This is a genomic window from Pseudomonas sp. TE3895 (assembly GCF_056278855.1).
In genome coordinates this window covers 5,382,616-5,403,420 of the sequence record NZ_JBWBQE010000001.1, presented here as the reverse complement: position 1 = coordinate 5,403,420, position 20,805 = coordinate 5,382,616, and the positions used below count along the sequence as shown (strand labels likewise).

Annotated in this window: 13 protein-coding genes, 1 tRNA gene and 1 pseudogene; 7 read left to right on the top strand and 8 right to left on the bottom strand. The window is 57.2% G+C overall.

Annotated features, from left to right (window positions below; genetic code table 11):
- Positions 1 to 4: 4 nt before the first annotated feature.
- The 6 genes from ACZ889_RS24455 to ACZ889_RS24430 form a co-directional block, all read right to left on the bottom strand.
- On the bottom strand, positions 5 to 4,081 hold the full coding sequence (locus ACZ889_RS24455; RefSeq protein WP_476257897.1) for a KAP family P-loop NTPase fold protein: 4,077 nt from the start codon (positions 4,079 to 4,081) through the stop codon (positions 5 to 7).
- 841 nt (positions 4,082 to 4,922) lie between these two features.
- Complete coding sequence (locus ACZ889_RS24450; protein ID WP_338443864.1) at positions 4,923 to 6,260, bottom strand: site-specific integrase; 1,338 nt, start codon at positions 6,258 to 6,260, stop codon at positions 4,923 to 4,925.
- Between the two features lie 27 nt (positions 6,261 to 6,287).
- Positions 6,288 to 7,343 carry a hypothetical protein gene (locus tag ACZ889_RS24445; protein ID WP_338443863.1) on the bottom strand — a complete coding sequence of 352 codons (1,056 nt, stop codon included), beginning with the start codon at positions 7,341 to 7,343 and terminating at the stop codon, positions 6,288 to 6,290.
- Positions 7,336 to 9,549: a tyrosine-type recombinase/integrase gene (locus ACZ889_RS24440; RefSeq protein WP_338443861.1), complete on the bottom strand. Its 2,214-nt coding sequence runs from the start codon at positions 9,547 to 9,549 to the stop codon at positions 7,336 to 7,338. The genes ACZ889_RS24445 and ACZ889_RS24440 overlap by 8 nt, the downstream gene beginning before the upstream one ends.
- Positions 9,542 to 11,815, bottom strand: a complete 2,274-nt coding sequence (locus ACZ889_RS24435) for a hypothetical protein (RefSeq protein ID WP_338443857.1) — start codon at positions 11,813 to 11,815, stop codon at positions 9,542 to 9,544. The genes ACZ889_RS24440 and ACZ889_RS24435 overlap by 8 nt, the downstream gene beginning before the upstream one ends.
- A gap of 18 nt (positions 11,816 to 11,833) precedes the next feature.
- Positions 11,834 to 12,679, bottom strand: coding sequence for a deoxynucleotide monophosphate kinase family protein (locus ACZ889_RS24430; RefSeq protein WP_338443855.1), 846 nt, complete (start codon positions 12,677 to 12,679; stop codon positions 11,834 to 11,836).
- A 104-nt stretch (positions 12,680 to 12,783) separates the two neighbouring features.
- Between ACZ889_RS24430 and ACZ889_RS24425 the strand changes: the two are divergent.
- From ACZ889_RS24425 to ACZ889_RS24395, 7 genes and pseudogenes are all read left to right on the top strand, one after another.
- Positions 12,784 to 13,134: pseudogene (locus ACZ889_RS24425) on the top strand (dTMP kinase); the annotation flags it as partial.
- Positions 13,127 to 14,113 (top strand): DNA polymerase III subunit delta', encoded by a 987-nt coding sequence (locus ACZ889_RS24420; RefSeq protein WP_003247167.1) that lies wholly within the window; start codon positions 13,127 to 13,129, stop codon positions 14,111 to 14,113. The pseudogene ACZ889_RS24425 and the gene ACZ889_RS24420, both read left to right, overlap by 8 nt.
- Positions 14,114 to 14,143: 30 nt before the next feature.
- On the top strand, positions 14,144 to 14,926 hold the full coding sequence (locus ACZ889_RS24415; protein ID WP_064491346.1) for a TatD family hydrolase: 783 nt from the start codon (positions 14,144 to 14,146) through the stop codon (positions 14,924 to 14,926).
- Between the two features lie 1,147 nt (positions 14,927 to 16,073).
- The gene (locus tag ACZ889_RS24410; RefSeq protein WP_003247170.1) at positions 16,074 to 16,709 is read left to right on the top strand and encodes a TetR/AcrR family transcriptional regulator; all 636 of its coding nucleotides are present in this window, start codon (positions 16,074 to 16,076) and stop codon (positions 16,707 to 16,709) included.
- A gap of 156 nt (positions 16,710 to 16,865) precedes the next feature.
- A complete protein-coding gene (locus tag ACZ889_RS24405) occupies positions 16,866 to 17,834 on the top strand; it encodes a GTP 3',8-cyclase MoaA (RefSeq protein ID WP_180689469.1) in 969 nt (322 codons plus the stop codon).
- Between the two features lie 66 nt (positions 17,835 to 17,900).
- Positions 17,901 to 18,506 carry a DUF4823 domain-containing protein gene (locus tag ACZ889_RS24400; RefSeq protein WP_010952988.1) on the top strand — a complete coding sequence of 202 codons (606 nt, stop codon included), beginning with the start codon at positions 17,901 to 17,903 and terminating at the stop codon, positions 18,504 to 18,506.
- Between the two features lie 10 nt (positions 18,507 to 18,516).
- Positions 18,517 to 19,077 (top strand): DUF1285 domain-containing protein, encoded by a 561-nt coding sequence (locus tag ACZ889_RS24395; RefSeq protein WP_180689470.1) that lies wholly within the window; start codon positions 18,517 to 18,519, stop codon positions 19,075 to 19,077.
- 364 nt (positions 19,078 to 19,441) lie between these two features.
- Here ACZ889_RS24395 and ACZ889_RS24390 read toward each other — a convergent pair.
- Positions 19,442 to 19,517, bottom strand: a tRNA-Asn gene (locus ACZ889_RS24390).
- A gap of 62 nt (positions 19,518 to 19,579) precedes the next feature.
- Positions 19,580 to 20,776 (bottom strand): amino acid aminotransferase, encoded by a 1,197-nt coding sequence (locus tag ACZ889_RS24385; RefSeq protein ID WP_003247178.1) that lies wholly within the window; start codon positions 20,774 to 20,776, stop codon positions 19,580 to 19,582.
- Between the last annotated feature and the right edge of the window lie 29 nt (positions 20,777 to 20,805).

The following is a 20,805-nucleotide window of genomic DNA, read 5'->3' as shown; positions in this document are numbered from 1 at the left end:
TTGTTCAGTTTCTGTTGAACCAGCGTTTCATCAGACCAGCCATAGGCTTGCTTGTGCCAAAAGCAGTGTTGATGATTTGCAGGTCGCCTTCTGATAACCGTTTGGGATCGAGCTCCTTGAGCAACGCTTCGGTTCCGAACGATTTTGCCCAGGCAGCCATATACCCCTTGGCTGTACCTGAAGCCGCTTGCGGAATCTCACGGAGTAGAAGGCGTGCATATTCCAAGCGCTGTTCATGGGTAGCCAGCTGATTCTTGATTTCAGCGCGCAGTTCATCGACAGCTGCCCAGGTGAGAGGGCTCTCCGGAATCTTCAATAGCTGAAGAGCCAGCGATGGCAGCTTTTTCGATTCCTTCTCATCCTTGTTTGCTCGCAAGATGTGGCCGTAGACCCGTTTGCGCTGCTCGTCAGTGATCTCGCTGTTCAACAGCATTGATTCGAGATTGTTGAACGCTTCGATTCCTAGAGCTCGGCACCAGACGGAGAAGGCCAGATCAGGGTCATTCACGTTGCCACGTGGGCCTTTGAGCAGCACTGCTTTGCCGGCGTCCACGTATTCGTTCCCTGGCAACTCAGGAATCAACGCCGTCCAGGCGCGTTCAAGCATCTCAACCTGTGCTTCGTCGTTGAAGTCGACGCCATCAGTCAGTGTCGTTAGCTGAGTGCTGCTCAGTCGTACATGTCCGGATGTCAGAGAGTCGATGGCTTGTGCGGAATTTTGTTGCCACACGGCACAGGCTGTCTCGACCAACTGGGCACCTTGTGCCGACGGTACGATACCGCTGGTGATCATGCTTTCCATGGACGCTAGCGTGTACTTGCCGACAGTCCCAGTTGATGAAAAAGCCTGTTGCCTTGCTTCGTTAAAGAGCGCTTGGGGTGAGTAGCCGTGGGGAAGCTGCTCGATCGTTGGCCAGCGTCCACAGAAGTGCTTATGCAGACTCTCGAAGGCATTCTTGTGCCCCTTGGCGGCGCTGAACAATTTCTGTAGCGCTGGCCCAAGCACTGTCGGAGTGGCCTGCATGAACACCAGTGAGATGCCCGGTACAAGCTGTCGCAGGAAATTGTCCCACGAGACCAATTTCGCTGGGGCGGCCAACATCAGTGCATCCACATGAGGGCGTAGCTGCTTGTCGCCCCAGTGTTGCAAGGGAATATGCGAGGCTGCGTCGGTGTAGAGCGCCCCTTGTTGGTCGTCCAGCTCCTGGCTGCTCACGAGCGCGGTCAGTTGGTTGGCCAGCGAGCTTTGGTCGTGCTCGTAGAGTGATCCGAATACTTCAAAGACCAGATTGCGGCACACGCTTGGGATGGCGCTGAGGGAGCGACTGATCCAGTGATCGAGCACTCTTGCAAGACTGCGCGGATGCTCCACCACAAACTCTCGAAGAACCTCTGCCGCATCTTCGGCATGCCCGGCGGTTGTGCTCAGTGCGATGGCAAAATCGGTGTAGCTTTCTCGCCACTCATCGTTGAAGTACGCCTTGCGCTCTGCGCCAAGATCGACAATCAAGCGATACGCGCGACGGTAATCAATCGGCTGGTTGTCGAGGTCGGCTACACGGATGCTGAACCTGGCCAGGCATTTCAGTAGCTGTTCTTCATCCGAATAAACGGCGTGTTTCTCCAGCGCCCGGATCACACAGCCGATTATCAGTGGTGAGGTCATGGTCGACAGGTTGGTGACCTGCTCCCAAAGCGCATCACGGCTCTCATCACCCTCGGTCGACATGCGATCCCAGACGCTGTTGATCCGGCCAACCGTCTGCTGCATATCCAAACCGTCAATCAGATCATCTTCATCGTGAGGGTCTTCATGGCCGTGCAGCGCCGTTGTCAATTGCTCCACATAGGCCATGCCTATCTCTGGCAAAAGCGAAGTCTCGAACGCGTCCATCCAGCCTTGCAGGCGGGCAAAGGGAAGCGTGACAGAACCTGAGGGGGTTTTGACCGTACGTGCTTTGAGCCATGCCATGAGATGGTCTTTGGAGAACGATGGAAGACCATGGTTGGCGAACACGGTGAGTGTAATTTGCGCTGCACGCTCAACCATGCTGATGGTTTCGCCCAGGTTGGGCATCTGCCCAGACTCAAGGCGCATGGTGCAGGCTTTGTCTGTCGTCAGCAGCGAGTCGATAAGCACCGACGCAATCTGCCTCTGATCCGCCGTATTAGATACCGCAGCGATGCGACCGATCTTCTCTATGCCTAGTAGTGAGCGCAGGGCGGGTGACGTCACGATGTCGTTGTTGAGGATGCCCAGGACTAAATCGCGGGTGCGCAGTGGCAAGCGATCAATGAGCTCGGCCACGACGCGCATCGCATTGAACTTGAGTGCATCTTCGGTTCGGTGCAGCTCGCTCAGCATGCCGTGTAGCAGCTGCATCTCTTGATCGCTCAAGCTTTCATTGGCACGAGGAGAAAGAGCTTCCAGAAAACCTTGCGTGTCACCAGAAACCAGATACCCATAAATCCGCGAAGCATGGGGGCCGTACTGTCGGGTCGCAAAATCCTCAGATAGCAACAGCAAGCTCTGAAGTGAGTCCGGCCACTGGATGCCTACCAAGCTGGCCAAAAACTGGCGCAGATCACGATGTTCATCAATGATGCTGGTTTTGTCCCCATCATCTATTTGAATCACATAGCGCTTTAGAACATGGCGCGTTTGAACGGGTTCATCCTTGAATGGTGTCTGCCTCACCATCAAATTTGTCAGGCGTTGCAGAAGCTGAGGGTCGCTTTGAAGATCCTGATAAAACCCGGGAAAGCTCACCCGCGCTGCGCTCAGTGCTCCAAGGGCAACAGGGTGGTTCGTGACGGCACCTTCATGCAGCCCACCGGGCCGCTGGCTGCCAATGGCATCAAGCTCACGAGCCTTGGCCAGCCACCAGGTCTGGGTGAACGCGTTCACGATCTGAAGGGCATTACGCGGATCGGTGACATTGATGTGAATCATCCGATCCACCACCTGTTCAACCGAGGCACCTTTATCCGAAATGTCTTTCACCAGATCGGGGAAGCTCTTGAGCTTGGAAAGCGCGAACTGACGCATGTCGCTTCGCGGCGGAGGTGGAATCTCCAGCCTGAATTGGAAGATGCGATCAAGGTAACGCCGGGCATCAGTGGGGTTGAACACCGAGCCTGGTTGCTCAGGGTTGCCACGTCGACGCGATAGCGCATCCGCGACTTTGCCCTCATCGCAAGAAATCACGAACACCAGGCCGAGGTTATCCGGAAGCTTGTTGACCGGAATCTCCATGAACGTACGTACGGCGTCCAGGCCTAGCACCATTTCCTCCGCCGACAGCCGATCGAGGTCGTCCACGAAGATGACGAGTCGCTCGTAGGGCACCACATTACTTTTCGACGCTTTGAATATGCGCAACTGCTGCAGCAGCATCTCTTCGTACTGCTCTGCGCTGGCGCTCGGCAGGTGGACGCGAGTGATGGTGTTGAATGGGCTGACCGCCGACGGTTTCATCACCTTGATCAGATACGCATAGATCCCAGTGACCGCTGCAACGAAGAGCGCCTGGACGACGGCATTTTCCAGCGGCAGCCATTTCAAGCCAGCAGCCACGAATAGCAGGTAGGTGACCACTGCGATAAGGAACGCCGGCACCGGGGCGACCCAGCTCATCAAGTGTTGCTTGGTAAGTTCACCTACACCCTTGTTGACTGTTTCTGTGTGGGTGACATTGCGATAGAGGTCATCATGAAGCTTGCTCTCATCACCACCTAATTCCAGGAACACGTGGCGCAGGAGTGCACGTTTGATATCTTGCTCCTTGCCGCCGAACCGCCAGGCGTTGAACGTGATGCTTTTGAAGCGCTGACTGCGCGGGCGGCGTCCTCCCGCTGTCGAGGTGTCATCAGCCAAGGCGTGCGTATACATCTCTTTGATGGAACTCTTGCCGGTTCCCCAACCGCCAAGCAATCCGATGCTGAATGGCGGCTGATGACCTTCATTTTCAATCAGGCTCCGGAGCGCCTGAGCATAGTGCCGGTGCCCGAATGCATCATCCTCTTCTTTCTCGATGTGGCGATCCAGCACAGCAGGCATGGAGCGGCGTGTATCTAGCATCCCGTCTTCCCTAGTGGCATATGGCATTTGGCTACCCTGGGGAAGCTTACTTGCCCTGCCAACCAGTCGCTAGCGCTACTCAACTACTCCTCTAAAGCGCGCAGGCCTGCTGATGTCAGGCGCAAGTGGACTGAAGAGGGGGCGGAGTGGGCAGCATTCAGGGTGAGGAGTACAGATGTATTCTTCACGTTTCTTGGCATCAGTCGCCTACAGAACAGCCTGCTGCCTGGCGGCTGATACGTATACCGTTCGGATAAGCAGGCCTTTACTGCGTGATATCAAAATGATATTTACTGATCCACACAATCAGGAAGTGGTGAGCACATGGCATTTGGTGACAAAGCAGCAGCGAGTTCGGCAATAGCTACTGGGGCAGCGGCAGGCGTAGCCAATGCCTCTTTGGTTTACGGTGGCGCGGTTGCAGTAGCCAACGCTGCCGGCCTGAGCGGTGCAGCGGCGACCAGTTCTGCGCTCGCAGCATTGGGCGGTGGTGCCGTTGCGGCGGGTGGCGGCGGGATGGCGGCTGGTGTCATGGCTGTAGCTACAGCGGCTGCATGGCCAGCCGCTGCAGTGGCTGTGGCTGGCTACGGTGGTTATCGCCTTTATAAGTGGCTTCGATAGCATCCACCCCTGCCAACCTGGTTGACCAGCAGAAGCAGTTAAGCCTGTAGCGAGGTAACGCTTGATGAGAAAGCTCATAGGTGCTGGGACGACAGCCCTATGAGCTTATCGCTCATACTGCAGAGGCGCTGTCTGGTATCCATGCCCACGCGCGCTCATTCCCAAGCGCCCCGTCGTCGAGGCGATGGGCTGGCCGTGTGGTTGGAGCCGTTTCTAAGCATCACGCGGCTTCTTCGGCTCCTTCATCAGAAGGCTCACCTACCGCAATGTCCTTCGGCAGGTCTAGGTCTTTGACAAAGCCTCGAATAGTCTGAACGGGCGACTCAATGAGGTCGAACGTTTTGCCTTTGTGCACCATCATGATCACCCGTGCCATATCGATGTAGTATTTGTAGGTCGTCTCAATGTCCTCATGTCCAAGCTGCTGGATGATGGCCTGTGAGGTGGCGGCGTAAAGCACTTCCATGGGCTCAGTGAGCAGTCGGTCGCCAAAGGTTGCGATAATGTGCTGTGTCGGCCACCAGTGTCTGTTCTGATAGAACGTGATGTGGTCTCGGAATGGTTTGCCTTGTTTAAGTAGTTTTGCTTTTGCGTCATTAGTACGTGAGGCAATCATTGATTCAGTGACAGGCTCGCCCTTTTTATTGAGGAAAAGGATGCCCGGTGGGCAATCATGTCTGTACTTCTTTTTATAGAGCTTTTTCCGAATGGAATAGTAAGGGATAATGTAGTTGTCTTCGAGAGCTTTCAGGTCGTCCATGTTGATGACGATCTCTCGGTCTTTATTCCCTTTGCTCCCAATGACCTCATATTTCATGCTTGGCCCCGTATGATCCATTTCAGAATACGGCATGATGTGGATATTTTTGCCGTTCCCATATAGCGGGAACTTTACAAGATCCATGGGGCGCATGGCTGTGCCTAGTCCCAAATTGAATAGAACCGCATAGACGGGGTCAGTGTACGCTTCGAGCAGTAACTCTATTTCTTGGTCGGTGATAAGAAAGTCGGATTGTCGTTGACGACTTTTCTTCTCCAGAACCCTAATGTTGTCACTGTCGATCTTCATGCGGCTGCGGGTCTGAATATAGTTGAGCATCCTTGTGCTGCGAAAATTCGCGCGCCAGGTCTTGAATACGACATCGACGTTGGTCAGAAAGCCTCTGGTGTTCAGCCAGTCAAAAAAATTCAAGAGAATCTTGGCGTCTTCAAATGTTGTTTCCAGAGTGGGGCTCAGCGATTGTTTTTGAAGTCGCTCCACCTGTCGCTGAACCTGCCAGCGCATGATGTCGCGATTGTCCGCAAGCATATGATATGCGCCAAGTTCCTGACCCTTGAATTTTGGCTGAGTTGAGAGAAATCGGTAAAACATCGAAATGATCGACGCGTACCGGTTTGAGGTTCTAAGCGAGTTGCGCGTTTTTTGATAAAGAAAAATGTTTGGGTGGCTAAGGAGGATTTTTTGACCACGCTGCTCGGCAATCAAGATGGTATGAGTAACCTGTTGGGAGGTTTCCAAGCTGTTGTAAGTGATATCTTTTGTGGTGATTTTCAGCATCTGCGAGCATCCTCTGTTAGGCGCAAGTCAATCGCCTTGCTTTATTTTAAAAAATACAACTTCATCGACGCCCCACTCGATGCTGGGATTAGTGGCCGTATCGGCCCCCTTGATCTCCATTAGGGGTGGCTGAATTTTTTGAAAAATAAAGGTGCGCTGAGCCTTTTTCTCACTTTCAGAGGCGGTGTAGGGGATGTGGATGCTTCGTTTGAACTCACTGGGTATTTGCTTTAAGAAGTTTTGAAATTCGCTTCGACCAAAAAGTGGAAGCCGAATGATGAGGCTCAGCTCGTTGCGCAGGCTTGTGTAGCTATCGGCAAAAGTACTAAATCGTGATATGTAGCGGTCGGCAAACATCACCACGTGCACGTCGCTTGTGCCTTGGTACTTTGCTAGCTTGTCGCGAATAATGCGAATTTCGCTGGACTTGGACGTTTCAAACTCTTCAAGCGTTGAGCCGCGCTGGTGTGACATGCTCAAGGTTTCGATATCTACGTTGAACACCAGTTTATTTTGGGCTGGCAGCGATTTTCCAGGGCTGGTCGCTCCCGCTGCCAGGCCATGCGACTGCATCAATTTGAGCTCCAGACGGCTGATCTGCTTCAGCAATTCGGCGTTGTGGAGCGTCTGCTTCTCTAGGGCGCTGCGCATCTTGTTGCTTTCAAGAAGCACGATATCGCCATTCATGAGCGAGGTGATATGCGAGCTCAAAGCCTTTTCCAAGGCCTTTTCGTGGGCGACCTGCAGCTTTTCCAGCTTTTTCTCGTACTTGGTTTCAATCTCGTTAATTGCCGTTTGCGTTTCCATTTGCTCGCGCAGTGGGGAGCCTTCAACCAGCTCCACCACATCACGCTTGCCAGTTATGTAGGGCTTGAGGTCGCCATAGTAACGATCTAGGGCCTGCCGGCTGATGCCGGCACCTTTGGCGAGCTCAACTAGCTTCAGCTTGGTTTTATTGCCCGCCAAGTGATGGTCAACGATCAGCTGGACGAGCAGGGCCCGCCGATCGGCGACCCCTGGTTCACCTGATGCGGCTGGGGTCGCTTCGTTTGATTGGAGCGGTGTGTCCTTGATGTTAGACATGCGTCACTCCGATCAACTGCGAGGACGAATGGCCGGTCGCTTTCAGGTTGGCCAGGTGCACTTGGATGGAAGCAATCCGGCGCTGCAGCTCGTATTCCACGTGGTGGGCGAGCTTGCCATTGCCGGCCTGGAGCACCTGGTTGTAGAAGGTCTCGTTGTCGACCAGCGCTTGCTTGGCCGTTTCGAGCACGATGATCTTCTTGCAGTCCAGTTGGCAGTTGCTCGGATCCGGCATGATCAAGTCACCCTCGATCTTGCGTCCGTGCAGGCAGGGCGGCAGCGTCTCATTGGTGAAATGCTCGCCCGTCAGGCAATAAGTCCCAACTGCTGTCCGTCGCACAAACAGCGGCTCGCCGCTGGCCAGGATGTGGGAGATGTAGCTCAGCAGTGACAGCTTGAACTGCTTACCGGCGAACTCGTCCGGGCGCTTGAAGATCTGGCTGTAGATGCGTTTGGCTGCGTCGCCTGAGTGCGCACCCAAGCGAATGCCGGCAACGATCTCGTGGAACTCCCGCGTATAGCTCTGCTCGATCGCGATCGCCACCGTGCGCACCATCAACGGGTTGCGGGCGATGTAGCGCAGCGTCATGGCGTAGCTGTGATGCCCGAACAGTGCGCGGATGATGTCGATGTTGCGTTCGTCCCGGTTGATCAGGATCTCGGCGATGGACTTGCGGAAGCGGTGGCAGTGCAGGCGCTCGATGGGCAACTCTTGCTTGAGTTGGAGAATGATGAAGTTGATGAGGCCAGGGGTCGCTTTTTTGACCTTGCGAACCGAGCGCTGAGCCTGGAACAGCCAGCCTTCTTTTTTGAATGGCTCGATGCTGCGGACGTCTTCGTACTGCTGGATCATATCACCCAGAAATTTTGGGATTGGGAGCTGATCTTCTTCCCCGTGCTTCGGATTCTTGGCGGTCTTGAAGCGCACGATGCGCATCCAGTAATCGCCGTTTGCGTCCTGGGTAAGGTCATCAAAGCGCATGATCGCAAGCTCTGATTTTCGGGCGCCAGTGATCAGCGCAGTCAAAATGAAGATGGCGTTCCGGATGCCGTCCAGCGCGCGGCTGTAGCCGTCAAACCAGGTGTACGAGAACTGCTGGATACCATCTTTGATGTGATTGCGGATCTGCGGTGACATCACGGTCTTATCGCCAGACTCGATTGTCATTAGCTCTTCTAGCCTTGTCTGACGCGTGGAACGCGTCAATACACGATCAGAAAGATAGGCCGTTTTGGTGTCAACCAGGTAATCCTTGAGCAGTTTGAGCTTGGGCATGACACCTTCGAGCCAGAACATCGAGTAATCCATCAGGATCTCAAGATCTTCTTCCGAGTAGCTGACCCAGCCGTCCATGGTGCCTTGGAAGCGGCTTTTGATCACTTCTTTCCGGCGTTCCGGGGTGTCGATTTCGTCGAGCTTGATGTCGAGGCGCAGTTCTTCAGGAATCAGCTTGTGTTGAGATAGGTTGATCCAGAGTCGGACTGTTTTGAAAAGCGCGAAGTAGTTGTGCTTAAACCCGCTATTCTTGGCCGCTTCGAACGCTTTCAGCACCATGGGGGTTGAAACTAGCCGGATGTGCTCGGGGCGTGCTGTGATCTTGTTCGGCTCGAACAGGTACTGTTCAAGGTTCTTGTACTCACCACCCCACTGTTTTGTGGTGACTGCTGAGCGAATGTAGCTGAATGGGGAAAACTCAGGAATGACGTGATAGATCAGCGCCCGCTTGAGATCGTTGGAGCCAGGCAACTTTCGGTCGAAACGAACGTTGTTAGGAAATGCATGCTTGCCGTGTGGAAAGCGCCAGATAGCGGCCTTATAGTCGGAGGCCTCGCAAACAGGGAAATTTCCATCCGTAAGCTCCAGCTTTTTGACCAGCGTGATGGATGGCTCTGCAACGGCAGTGTCGAGCTCCTCACTCAGCCCTTCAACTTCTTCGAGCTCCGATTCGGCAGAGTCCTCCTCAGCCTCTTGAAGCAGGCGCTCTTCCTCGCTTAGCTCCCCATCGTCTTCTGGTTCGTCATCTGGTTGGTCTTCGTTCCTGGCTTTTTGTTTGGCCTTGTTTTTCGTCTGCTTAGCTTCTTCCAAGTCAACGATGGCTTGGTTGACGTCAGGTTGTTGAGCGGTCGCTTGAGCTTCGCTGGCATCAGCAGGCTGGTGGCCATCTTCGGTGTAATGCAGGTCGAATTGCTCGGTGTTATTAGACATTTTCGGCCTCGCTCTCAAAGATGATTTCCAGCATTTTCAGGTCGCGTGGGAGCAGCGGGGAGTGGTAACGGCGATACCGCTCAGCGGCCTCAACATCGTCCTCGTCCCCCCATTCATCAATGATGTACTGGATGACCTCCCTTTCTTTGGCAAGGCGCGAGCGGAAGCCGTCTTCGCTTTCCTCGTTCAAGAGCTCTGACAGATGGGCCTCGCGTTCCATCAGGTACGGCAGCGAGTCAGCAAACAGGCGCAGTCGGCTGCAGAAGATGCACTCATGAATGGCGAAGCACTTGCGGCCCGTGCTAACAATGATCTCAGACCCCGCCCAATCGGGCCTCATCTGGTCGGCGCAGCTCCACAGCGGCTGGGTCTTGCCAGGAATGTGAAAGACCTTGAGGTTGGTCTTCGCGTCAGCCTGCGCCTGCTTACCCAGCAGACCTTTAAACTGCCGCGTTCGTAGCAGGTTGATCACTTCTTCCAGCTCTGAGCGAAGGCGCTTGAGTCGCTCCATGTGCGCTGCACTGGAGTTGTCGTAGAAGATGTCGGTGGTTTCCCGGTCGGCATGGCCCAGGGTCTGGGAGAGCAGGGCGACGGGGTTGTATTTCTTCTTATACAGCAGCCAGGTTGGCCGGAAGCGGCGGGTCAGCTCAGAGGCTGTTGTCAGCCTTTTACCACTGTCGATGACCTCGTACTGCCGCAAGAACTGCTGAACGCCGATCCTGAACGTCTTAGGGTGTGCTATCGAGGTGTGGCGACCGCCCTTGCGCCACTCACCCCAAGGTCTGATGCAAGCGAACATCGGGTTCATGTTGTCTTCGCTTGTTTTGGCTGAGATGACTTCCCATGGAATACCAGCGAACGGTGCCGAAAGCTCTTTAGCCATCTCGATGAGGGTATAGAAGCTAAGCGGATCACCCTTGCGCGTCGGCAAGCTCATGCGCTTTGGTGACTCGAACGGTTTACCTGCGCCCTGAGAACGATTTTTCTCAGACCACACGACTTTGATTGCTTCCTCAATGGTGCCAGTCAGAAGGTGTTCAAAATCGTCTTGGTCAATCGCCAGAGCTGTTTCCTTGTTCCAGCCGCTTTGGAACATCATGAACATGAGAATTGCAGCCATGTCGACGACGTTGGGGTAGTAAAGGTTCAGCATCTCATCCATGCTTAAAATTTGGATTGCCTTACCGTTAGTGCGGTTTGCCGTGGTTAGACGATGAATGATAATTTTGATTACATCGTCGCAGCCTTCCTCGATAACTGTCGTCTCAGCGTGGGCATATTTAGTGAAGAGTAATTCCCTGTCGTAGCTGAAGGGGAAGCCGTGGTTTATAAGCGTCCGCACCGCACGTGCATAATCCATTTGCCAATGAGCAAATCCACCAGTGTTGAGCGGGTCGGCCTCGCCACTGAGTGTATAGTTACCCCTGTCACGCTCATAAATGAGATGAAATTTTTCTCTGGCGTTCTCATCGGTGGCTAAAGATCGAATTTCAACATCGTCGCATCTGGCTAGACGAGATGTGAAGGCTGAAAGTCTTGTTCTTTGCTTATTTTTGAGCAAGTAGTAATGCCATTCAAATATTCTGCGCTTGGTGCACGCAGGCCGCACTGTCTCCAAGATTTCGGCAGCGGTATATGGTTGGGCAGCTTCGACCTCCTCTCGGAAACTGAATTTTGCTTTGAGCTTCAGCATGTGCATGCGGAAGGCCCTCTCAAATGTCTCAAAGCCTTCATCGGATAGGGGAGGGCTCCCTTTACCTTTAGTGATGGGAACGATTGGGAGTAGCAGCCTGGGAATCAGCCCCGTGTCGTCAGCTACTAGTTTGCAGGCCGTTTTGAATTTTTCGGCGTTAGCGATGGGGAGATTGTTGTCCAGTAGGTAGTCAATGTAGCCTTGGAACACCTCACCCGAAATATCTACAAACTTTTTGACGTGTAGCGGAACTGGATTTCGATCGTTGTGCTTCTTTACATAGTCGAGCATATGCTCAATGCTGGTGCGCAGAAGGTAGCCGTTAGAGCTCGCACGATCGGGCGCATAATTAATAAATACAAAGTGAAGCTTTTGACATAAGTCAGATTGCGGATTGTAATGCGGGCTGAGCATGTAGCGGCACGGAATCTCAGTGTCATCTAACGAGATTACTCGGATGATCGAATCGCCGTCATCAATAATGCTTTCCGGCGGGTTGATCGGGCCTAGGTCATCCTCTCTAGTTGCAAAGGCTTCGTCGTCTGCGACTGGCTTGTTTTCAATGGCTGTCATCGGTCTGTCTTCTTATTCTTATTGTTTTTTCTTGTTTTTATTGGTTGTGTTGCGGTGTTGGGTGGTGCTGCATTGTTGCCATGCGTTTTGAACAGCTGTCTGCAGATCGCCGAGGGAGCCGTCATTAGTAATCAGCAGGTCGTCTAGGGCTCTGGCGATGCCATGCTCGGATGAGTGTGCATTCACCTTCTGGAGATTTGGGCGAACGATGTGCCAGATCTGGCCATTGTGCGCACGGAGAAAGGCAGCTTCGTTTTCGAAGCGGATGTCCTTGAAAATCACCGTCGTGGCGTCCGCAGGGATCTTGCTTCTCGGCTTTAGAGGTTCAATAGGACGTTGGGCTCGCCGGGTGTCGTAGTCAGGGTACAGGGCATAAGCGTGGCTTTTGAGCAGGTCGATTGCTTCTCCGGGTGAGAGCCCCCAGGTGGTGTCGAGGGTACTCAGGAGTGCCGGGTTAGTCAGTTGCTCGTGCGTGAAATCAAAAATGGCACGGGCGGCTAGGGTGAACGGGGTGTCCTCTGCCTCTGAACCACTGGCCGTGGCCGCACCGGTCAACGAAGCTGCAGGTGGATTGATTTCGCGTTCTGCTCGGATCAACCAGTGGTCTGGGTTATGATTGCGCATCCATTCGGTACCCACCGTTTGGAAGAACTCTCTAGGCGAGCGGCCCCACAGCTCGATCGTTTGTTCCTTGATGTCGTCGCACCAGGTTTCGTCTTCGGTTAGGCCGAACAGAGCCTGACAGCCGAGCTTCAACGGATCAGCGAGAGCATAGGCGGCTACACCCGGGTAGCTCAGCAGCATCGACGCCACGGTGTCTTTTCCTGACCGCGCCAGGGCAGCTAGGCCGATGATCGTTCTCATTAGTACTCCTTGTTTTCGGCGCCTAGGCCCCGGATTTCATGGCTTGCAGGGCGTTTACGTTTCCAAAAAAGGATTATAACCCTACTGTGTTTACATTTGGTGAAAACCGAAAACAAGACGCCACCTATGCCTATCAGGGCGGCGGTCGTGGTTTGTCGGTCGAGCGTATCGCGGTTCTGGAACAATTCGTCCAGGGCGACCTGCGCCCGGACCTGACCCTGGTCTTCGACCTGCCGGTAGAAGTGGGCCTTGCCCGCGCCGCCGCCCGTGGCCGCCTGGACCGATTCGAGCAGGAAGGGCAGGCCTTCTTCGAGGCGGTGCGCCAGGCGTACCTGCAGCGCGCCCAAAGCGCGCCACAGCGCTACAGCTTGCTCGATGCCGCGCAATCCCTGGAGGCTGTGCAGCGTGACATCGACGCTCTGCTGCCAGGCATTCTGGAGCGTTGCCGTGGCTGAGGCCTACCCTTGGCAGCAGGCGCTGTGGCAGCAACTGGCCGGTCGCAGCCGCCACGCCCATGCTTATCTGCTGCATGGGCCGCAGGGTATTGGCAAGCGGGCCATGGCCGAGCGTCTGATGGCGCGCCTGTTGTGCCAGCAGCCGCAGGGCCTGGACGCTTGTGGGGCGTGTAAGTCGTGCCTGTTGCTCAAGGCCGGCAGCCACCCGGACAACTTCGTCCTCGAGCCGGAGGAGGCTGACAAGCCGATCAAGGTCGACCAGGTACGTGAGCTAGTGGCCTTTGTGGTGCAGACCGCGCAGCTGGGCGGGCGCAAGGTGGTGTTGATCGAGCCGGTGGAGGCGATGAATGTCAACGCCTCCAACGCCCTGCTCAAAAGCCTTGAAGAACCTTCCGGTGACACCGTGTTGTTGCTGGTGACGCACCAGCCCAGCCGTCTGTTGCCGACGATCAAGAGCCGCTGCCAGCAGGTGGCCTGTCCGCAGCCCAGCCTGGCCCAGAGCCAGGCATGGCTGGCTGGCGCGTTACCCGACTGCGACGAGGTCGAGCGCGATGAGCTGCTGACGCTGGCAGCGGGCTCGCCATTGATGGCGGTCAGCCTGCAGGCGCAGGGCGTGCGCGAGCAACGCGCGCTGGTGGCCGACGGGGTGAAGAAGCTGCTCAAGCAGCAGCAATCACCCAGCCAGCTGGCCGATGCCTGGAGCGGAGTGCCGTTGTTGTTGCTGTTCGACTGGTTCTGCGATTGGTCGCACCTGATCCTGCGCTATCAGTTGACCCAGGACGAAGAAGGGTTAGGCTTGGCCGATATGCGCAAGGTCGTGCAATACCTGGCGCAGAAGAGCCGCCAGGCCAAGGTGCTGGAAGTGCAGGCCTGGATCCTCGAACAGCGCCAGAAGGTACTGGGCAAGGCCAACCTCAACCGCGCCTTGTTGCTTGAATCGCTGCTGGCTCACTGGCTGCAACTGCCGGGTGCCCGCTGATTTTCCATTTTTCATGTGTGCCGTTATCCCATGCTCGTAGATTCCCATTGCCACCTCGACCGTCTTGACCTCACTGCCCACCAGGGCTCCCTCGACGCTGCCCTGCAGGCGGCGCGTGAGCGTGGGGTCGGGCATTTCTTGTGCATTGGCGTCAGTGCCGAGAATGCGGGTGCAGTGAAGGCGCTGAGCGAGCAGTACGCTGACGTCGACTGCTCAGTGGGCGTGCACCCGCTGGACCTGGCCCCTGGCGAAACCCCGGCGTTGGAATGGCTGTTGCGCGAATTGGCCCACCCGCATGTGGTGGCGATTGGTGAAACCGGGCTGGATTACCACTACGAGCCGGAGGCGGCAGAGCTGCAGCAGGCCTCGTTCCGTCTGCACCTGGAGGCCTCCAGGCAGACCGGCAAGCCGGTGATCGTGCATACCCGGGCGGCGCGCGCCGATACCCTGGCGCTCCTGCGCGAGGCCAACCTGCCGCAGGCTGGCGTGCTGCACTGCTTTACCGAGGACTGGGACATGGCCAAGGCTGCGCTGGACCTGGGTTATTACATCTCGCTGTCGGGCATCGTGACCTTCCGCAATGCCGAGGCGTTGCGTGAAGTGGCGCGGCAGGTGCCGGTCGATCGCTTGCTGGTGGAGACCGATTCGCCCTACCTGGCGCCGATTCCGCACCGGGGCAAGCCGAACCTGCCGCAGTACGTGCGGGAGGTGGCGGAGTATGTGGCTTCGTTGCGTGGGGCCAGTTATGAGCAGTTGGCCGAGCAGACTACCGCCAACTTCAAGCGGCTGTTCCCGTTGGCGCGGGTGGCTTGATTTACCGGGGTTAAAGATTGTGTGAGGGGCACAAGGTGCCTGCCACAACCCTTGCAGCGCCTGTGAGATCGAGCGCCGCCCGCGCGGCGCTTCGCGGGTAAACCCGCTCCTACGTTTGTTTCGGGCCAGTCCGTCCTGTGCCAGGCGGGCGCGACCGCCTTGTTTGTACGACGCGATATCGAGGCGTGCGCCAAGGCGTTCGCGCGCAAATCCCACAGGCCTAATTGGCCCGAAACAAACGTAGGAGCGGGTTTACCCGCGAAGCGCCGCGCGGGCGGCGCCCGATCTCCCTTCTGTGCCAGGCGCGCGCGACCGCCTTGTTTGTACGACGCGATATCGAGGCGTACGCCAAGGCGTTCGCGCGCAAATCCCACAGGCCTAATTGGCCCGAAACAAACGTAGGAGCGGGTTTGCCCGCGAAGCGCCGCGCGGGCGGCGCCCGATCTCCCTTCTGTGCCAGGCGCGCGCGACCGCCTTGTTTGTACGGCGCGATATCGAGGCGTGCGCCAAGGCGTTCGCGCGCAAATCCCACAGGCCTAATTGGCCCGAAACAAACGTAGGAGCGGGTTTGCCCGCGAAGCGCCGCGCGGGCGGCGCCCGATCTCCCTTCTGTGCCAGGCGCGCGCGACCGCCTTGTTTGTACGACGCGATATCGAGGCGTGCGCCAAGGCGTTCGCGCGCAAATCCCACAGGCCTAATTGGCCCGAAACAAACGTAGGAGCGGGTTTACCCGCGAAGCGCCGCGCGGGCGGCGCTCGATCTCACAGGCGCTGAAAATCTTGCGTCACGCACCTGACAGCCGTCACACCATCCTCCCCACAAAAACACAAAAAAAACCCGGGTTCTGGGGGAGGAATCCGGGTTAAGACCATTAGGAGTAAAACAAAGGTACGCGGTCCCTGAGCACCTTTATCGGCGCGCCACTGGGGGGGATGCGCCGCGCCAACACTTCAAGTATTGGTCAGGTTTGGCGCAGTGCCAGTGCATATTGGACGTTTTTTAAACAGATTTGGAATACGCCAACGTTTCATTCCTCCCGCAGCGCATGGCCGTATGCATCGTGAAACACAGACATGCGTGGATGATCCGTGCAATTTCCCGCAAGTTAGGCATAATAAACCGCTTCGATTGTCATCCAGTCCTTCCCATGCAGAAAGAACCTCGTAAGGTCCGTGAGTTTCGCCGTCGCGAACAGGAAATCCTCGATACCGCGCTCAAGCTGTTTCTCGAGCAAGGTGAAGACAGCGTCACCGTCGAGATGATCGCCGACGCTGTGGGCATCGGCAAAGGCACGATCTACAAGCACTTCAAGTCCAAGGCGGAGATCTACCTGCGCCTGATGCTCGATTACGAGCGTGACCTGAACGAGCTGTTGCACTCGGCCGACGTCGACCGTGACAAGGAAGCGCTGTCGCGCGCCTACTTCGAGTTCCGCATGCGCGACCCGCAACGCTACCGGCTGTTCGACCGCCTTGAAGAAAAGGTGGTCAAGGGCAATCAGGTGCCGGAAATGGTCGAGCAGCTGCACAGCATCCGTGCCTCCAATTTCGACCGCCTGACCCAGCTGATCAAGGGCCGTATCAGCGAAGGCAAGCTCGAAGACGTGCCGCCGTATTTCCACTACTGCGCTGCCTGGGCGTTGGTGCACGGCGCTGTGGCGCTGTACCACTCGCCGTTCTGGAGCAACGTGCTGGAAGACCAGGAAGGCTTCTTCCAGTTCCTGATGGACATTGGCGTGCGTATGGGCAACAAGCGCAAGCGCGACCCGGAACCCTCGAACTGAGCATTTAGCGAAACTGCTTCGTGCGTCCGCTGCGCGGCAGTGCAGCCCGAAGCGTTTGGCTATCGTTTGGAAATTCGGCATTGCGCATTGGGGCTTGCAAAAACCTGATTTATGAGTCAGGTTTTGCCGGCCCCTTCATCCATGCCGGAGTCATTCATGATTGTCGATCGTCAAGGCAGGCGCTTTCGCAACCTGCGCGTCAGCCTGACGGCTGCCTGCAACTACGCCTGTACCTACTGCGTACCTGACGGAAAGCGGCTGGTGGCGGCGCAGGACGAGCTGTCGGCGGATGCCTTGGCCCGTGGCGTGGCCTACCTGATCGAAGCCGCCGGCATTGAGCGCCTGCGGATTACTGGCGGTGAGCCACTGGTCAGCCCGCGCCTGGATGGCTTTCTGGCTGCCGTGGCCAAACTCGACCTTGATGACGTCTCGCTGACCACCAACGGCCAGTTGCTGGCGCGCAAGTTGCCGCAACTGCAGGCGGCTGGGATTCGTCGGCTGAACGTTTCCCTCGACACCCTCGACCCTCTGGCTTTCCGCCAGATTGCCCGTGGCGGCGACCTGGGCACTGTGCTGGACGCAATGGAGCAGGCCAGCGCCCTGGGTATGCGAATCAAGGTCAACATGGTGCCGATGCGCGGGAAAAACCTTGATCAGGTACTGCCGCTGCTGGATTACTGCCTCGCGCGCGGCTTCGAGCTGCGCTTCATCGAACTGATGCGCATGGGCCACCTCTCTCACGATCGCAACGCCTTCCTCCAGCAGTTTGTGGGCCTCGACCAGCTGCTTGCGCTGATCGGCAGCCAGCATACCTACGCCCAGGTGAATGCGCCGCTGGACGCCACTGCCATGCGTTATCACATCCCCGGCAGAGGCCACTTCGGCGTCATTGCCAACGAAAGCGTGCCGTTTTGCCGTACCTGCTCGCGGCTGCGCCTGTCTTCTACGGGCTGGCTGCATGGCTGCCTGTCGTCAGGTAACCGGCACTTCGTCGGCGACCTGCTGGAAAAACCGCGTCATCAGGCGCTGCCGGCCTTGCAACGGTTGTTGGTCAAGGCTTTGGCTGACAAGCAGGACGTGGCCTTTTCCGGCGGCGTGACCGTCATGAAAGTGATCGGTGGCTGAAGCTGGCGCAAAAGCTGCATCCGCCGGCTATTCGCCGGTTTTTCGTCGCCGGCCACTGGAGGAAAGATGCGTAGCCTGGTCTTGCTGCTGGCGCTGATGGCGCTGGGCGGCTGCATGAATGTCAGCGATATGGGCGAAGGCGTCCGCTATCACATGAGCGATGCCGGTCTGCTGGACCACAGCGAAACCCGTCGCACCTTGTCGATCCGCCTGCAGCCTGATTCGTTCATCTTCATTGGCCAGGGTGCATTCGTGCCGCCGGGCGAGGGGCCGGTGCCTCGGCAGAATGCAGTGGCCCAGCAGGCCTTCAAGAGCTTCGTCGAATACTTCCCGATGGTACGTCGTGCCCAGGGCCCGCTTGGCCTCGAAGAGGCCATCGCCCAGGCGCGCTCGGTAGGTGCGGACTACGTGTTGTACACGCGCTTCGCACGTACCGACGATCGCATCGGCAATGGTGACGAGTGGTATGACGAGCAGGCCGTCGACCGCTTGGGCTGGGACACTGGCGTGGTGCAGATGATGCTGATCGAAACCAGTACCCGCTATCTGATCGACACCGCACGCATCAAGAGCCGTGGCGGTTTGTTGACGTTCCACGACAACACCCCGGAGGATTTGCTTGGTGCGCCGATGCGCGAGTACGCTCGTAGCCTCCTGGGCATGAGTGAATGAGGCAAGCGTGATGAGCAACTCCGGCAAGGCCAATGACCTTCTGGCGCAGATCCCCAAGGCCAAGGGGCTGCCGCCGGTGCACCTGTGGAACCCGGATTTCTGTGGTGACATCGACATGCGCATTGCCCGCGATGGCACCTGGTATTACCTGGGCACGCCGATCGGGCGCAAGCCGATGGTGCGGCTGTTCTCTACAATCATTCGCCGCGATGGCGATGACTACTTCCTGATTACCCCGGTAGAGAAGGTTGGCATTCGTGTCGACGATGCGCCGTTCGTGGCCGTGTTGCTGGAAGTGCAGGGCGAAGGCGAACAGCAGGTGCTGCGCTTTACCAGCAATGTCGAGGACCAGGTCGAGGCGGGGCCGGATAACCCCCTGCGGGTGGTGATCGACCCGGTGACGCAGGAGCCATCACCGTATGTGCTGATGCGCAGCAACCTGGAGGCGCTGATACATCGCAATGTGTTTTACCAACTGGTGGAGCTGGCGGTGCCGCATGTGATAGACGGGGAGGAATGGCTTGGGGTGTGGAGCCGGGGGGCGTTTTACCCGATTGGGCGCAGTGGCTGAGGCCTCTGTTGGCGATGCCGGCCTCTTCGCGGGTAAACCCGCTCCTACACCGGATCGGTGGTGGACACACATCGGTGGTTGAACACAGGCCGTCGTAGGAGCGGGTTTACCCGCGAAAGGGCCGGGCCTGCTGGCCAATCTCCACCTGCCGTTTATCGTTGCCGCCGCCACCGTATTCGCGGGTAAACCCGCTCCTACGCACGTATCGGTGATTCGGCGCAGGCCGTTGTAGGAGCGGGTTCACCCGCGAAAGGGCCAGGCCTGCTGGCCAATCTCCGCCCGCCGTTCACCGTTGCTGGCCAATAATTCCAGCGCAACGAAAAAGCCCCCGGTTGCTTGCGCATCCGGGGGCTTCTTCAATGTCTGGCTCCGCGACCTGGACTCGAACCAGGGACCCAATGATTAACAGTCATTTGCTCTACCGACTGAGCTATCGCGGAATCTGCGCGTATCTTACTGATTGCCCGGGAGAAGTCAACCCACCCCCAGGCAAAACAATGAGTTACAGCACTTCCACGATCGCTTTGGTCACCACGTGGATGTTGCTCTGGTTCAGCGCAGCCACCGCGATACGGCCGGTGTCCAGGGCATAGATGCCGAAGTCGTTCTTCAGGCGGGCGACCTGTTCAACGGTCAGGCCCGAGTAGGAGAACATGCCAACCTGGCGGCCAACGAAGCTGAAGTCGCGGTTGGCACCGTATTCGGCCAGCAGCGAAACCATCTGCTTGCGCATGCCGTGGATGCGCTCGCGCATTTCGGCCAGTTCGGTTTCCCACATCTGGCGCAGTTCTGCGCTGTTCAGCACGGTGGCAACAATGGTTGCGCCGTGGGTTGGCGGGTTGGAGTAGGTGGTGCGGATCACGCGCTTGACCTGCGACAGCACGCGGGTGCTCTCGTCCTTGGAGGCGGTGACGATCGACAGTGCGCCGACGCGCTCGCCGTACAGCGAGAACGATTTGGAGAACGAGCTGGAAACAAAGAACTCCAGGCCCGACTCGGCGAACAGGCGCACGGCGAAGGCGTCTTCGGCGATACCGTCACCAAAGCCCTGGTAGGCCATGTCGAGGAACGGCACGTGGCCTTTGGCCTTGACCACTTCCAGGACGTTCTTCCAGTCGTCCAGGTTCAGGTCGACACCGGTCGGGTTGTGGCAGCAGGCGTGCAGGACCACGATCGAGCCGGACGGCAGGGCGTTGAGGTCTTCGAGCATGCCAGCGCGGTTGACGTCGTTGGTCGGCGCATCGTAGTAGCGGTAGGTCTGCACCGGGAAGCCGGCCGATTCGAACAGCGCACGGTGGTTTTCCCAGCTAGGGTCGCTGATGGCAACCACGGCGTTGGGCGAGAGGCGCTTGAGGAAGTCGGCACCGATCTTCAGCGCGCCGGTACCACCGACGGCCTGCACGGTGACCACGCGGCCGGCGGCCAGCAGTGGCGACTCGGCGCCGAACAGCAGCTTCTGCACAGCCTGGTCGTAGGTGGCGATGCCGTCGATCGGCAGGTAGCCGCGCGAAGCGTGCTGGGCGGCACGCTGGGTTTCGGCTTCGATCACGGCGCGCAGCAGCGGAATGCGGCCTTCCTCATTGCAATACACGCCTACGCCCAGGTTGACCTTGTCGGTACGTGGGTCGGCGTTGAATGCTTCGTTGAGGCCCAGAATAGGGTCGCGGGGTGCCAGCTCGACAGCGGAAAACAGGCTCATTGTTACCTTGGCTCTGATTGGAGTGTGAT

Bases quoted from the DNA above. Each gene is read 5' to 3' on its own strand.
- ACZ889_RS24455 (WP_476257897.1), bottom strand. From the start codon at position 4,081: ATGCTAGATACACGCCGCTCCATGCCTGCTGTGCTGGATCGCCACATC.
- ACZ889_RS24450 (WP_338443864.1), bottom strand. From the start codon at position 6,260: ATGCTGAAAATCACCACAAAAGATATCACTTACAACAGCTTGGAAACC.
- ACZ889_RS24445 (WP_338443863.1), bottom strand. From the start codon at position 7,343: ATGTCTAACATCAAGGACACACCGCTCCAATCAAACGAAGCGACCCCA.
- ACZ889_RS24440 (WP_338443861.1), bottom strand. From the start codon at position 9,549: ATGTCTAATAACACCGAGCAATTCGACCTGCATTACACCGAAGATGGC.
- ACZ889_RS24435 (WP_338443857.1), bottom strand. From the start codon at position 11,815: ATGACAGCCATTGAAAACAAGCCAGTCGCAGACGACGAAGCCTTTGCA.
- ACZ889_RS24430 (WP_338443855.1), bottom strand. From the start codon at position 12,679: ATGAGAACGATCATCGGCCTAGCTGCCCTGGCGCGGTCAGGAAAAGAC.
- ACZ889_RS24415 (WP_064491346.1), top strand. From the start codon at position 14,144: ATGCTCGTAGATTCCCATTGCCACCTCGACCGTCTTGACCTCACTGCC.
- ACZ889_RS24410 (WP_003247170.1), top strand. From the start codon at position 16,074: ATGCAGAAAGAACCTCGTAAGGTCCGTGAGTTTCGCCGTCGCGAACAG.
- ACZ889_RS24405 (WP_180689469.1), top strand. From the start codon at position 16,866: ATGATTGTCGATCGTCAAGGCAGGCGCTTTCGCAACCTGCGCGTCAGC.
- ACZ889_RS24400 (WP_010952988.1), top strand. From the start codon at position 17,901: ATGCGTAGCCTGGTCTTGCTGCTGGCGCTGATGGCGCTGGGCGGCTGC.
- ACZ889_RS24395 (WP_180689470.1), top strand. From the start codon at position 18,517: ATGAGCAACTCCGGCAAGGCCAATGACCTTCTGGCGCAGATCCCCAAG.
- ACZ889_RS24385 (WP_003247178.1), bottom strand. From the start codon at position 20,776: ATGAGCCTGTTTTCCGCTGTCGAGCTGGCACCCCGCGACCCTATTCTG.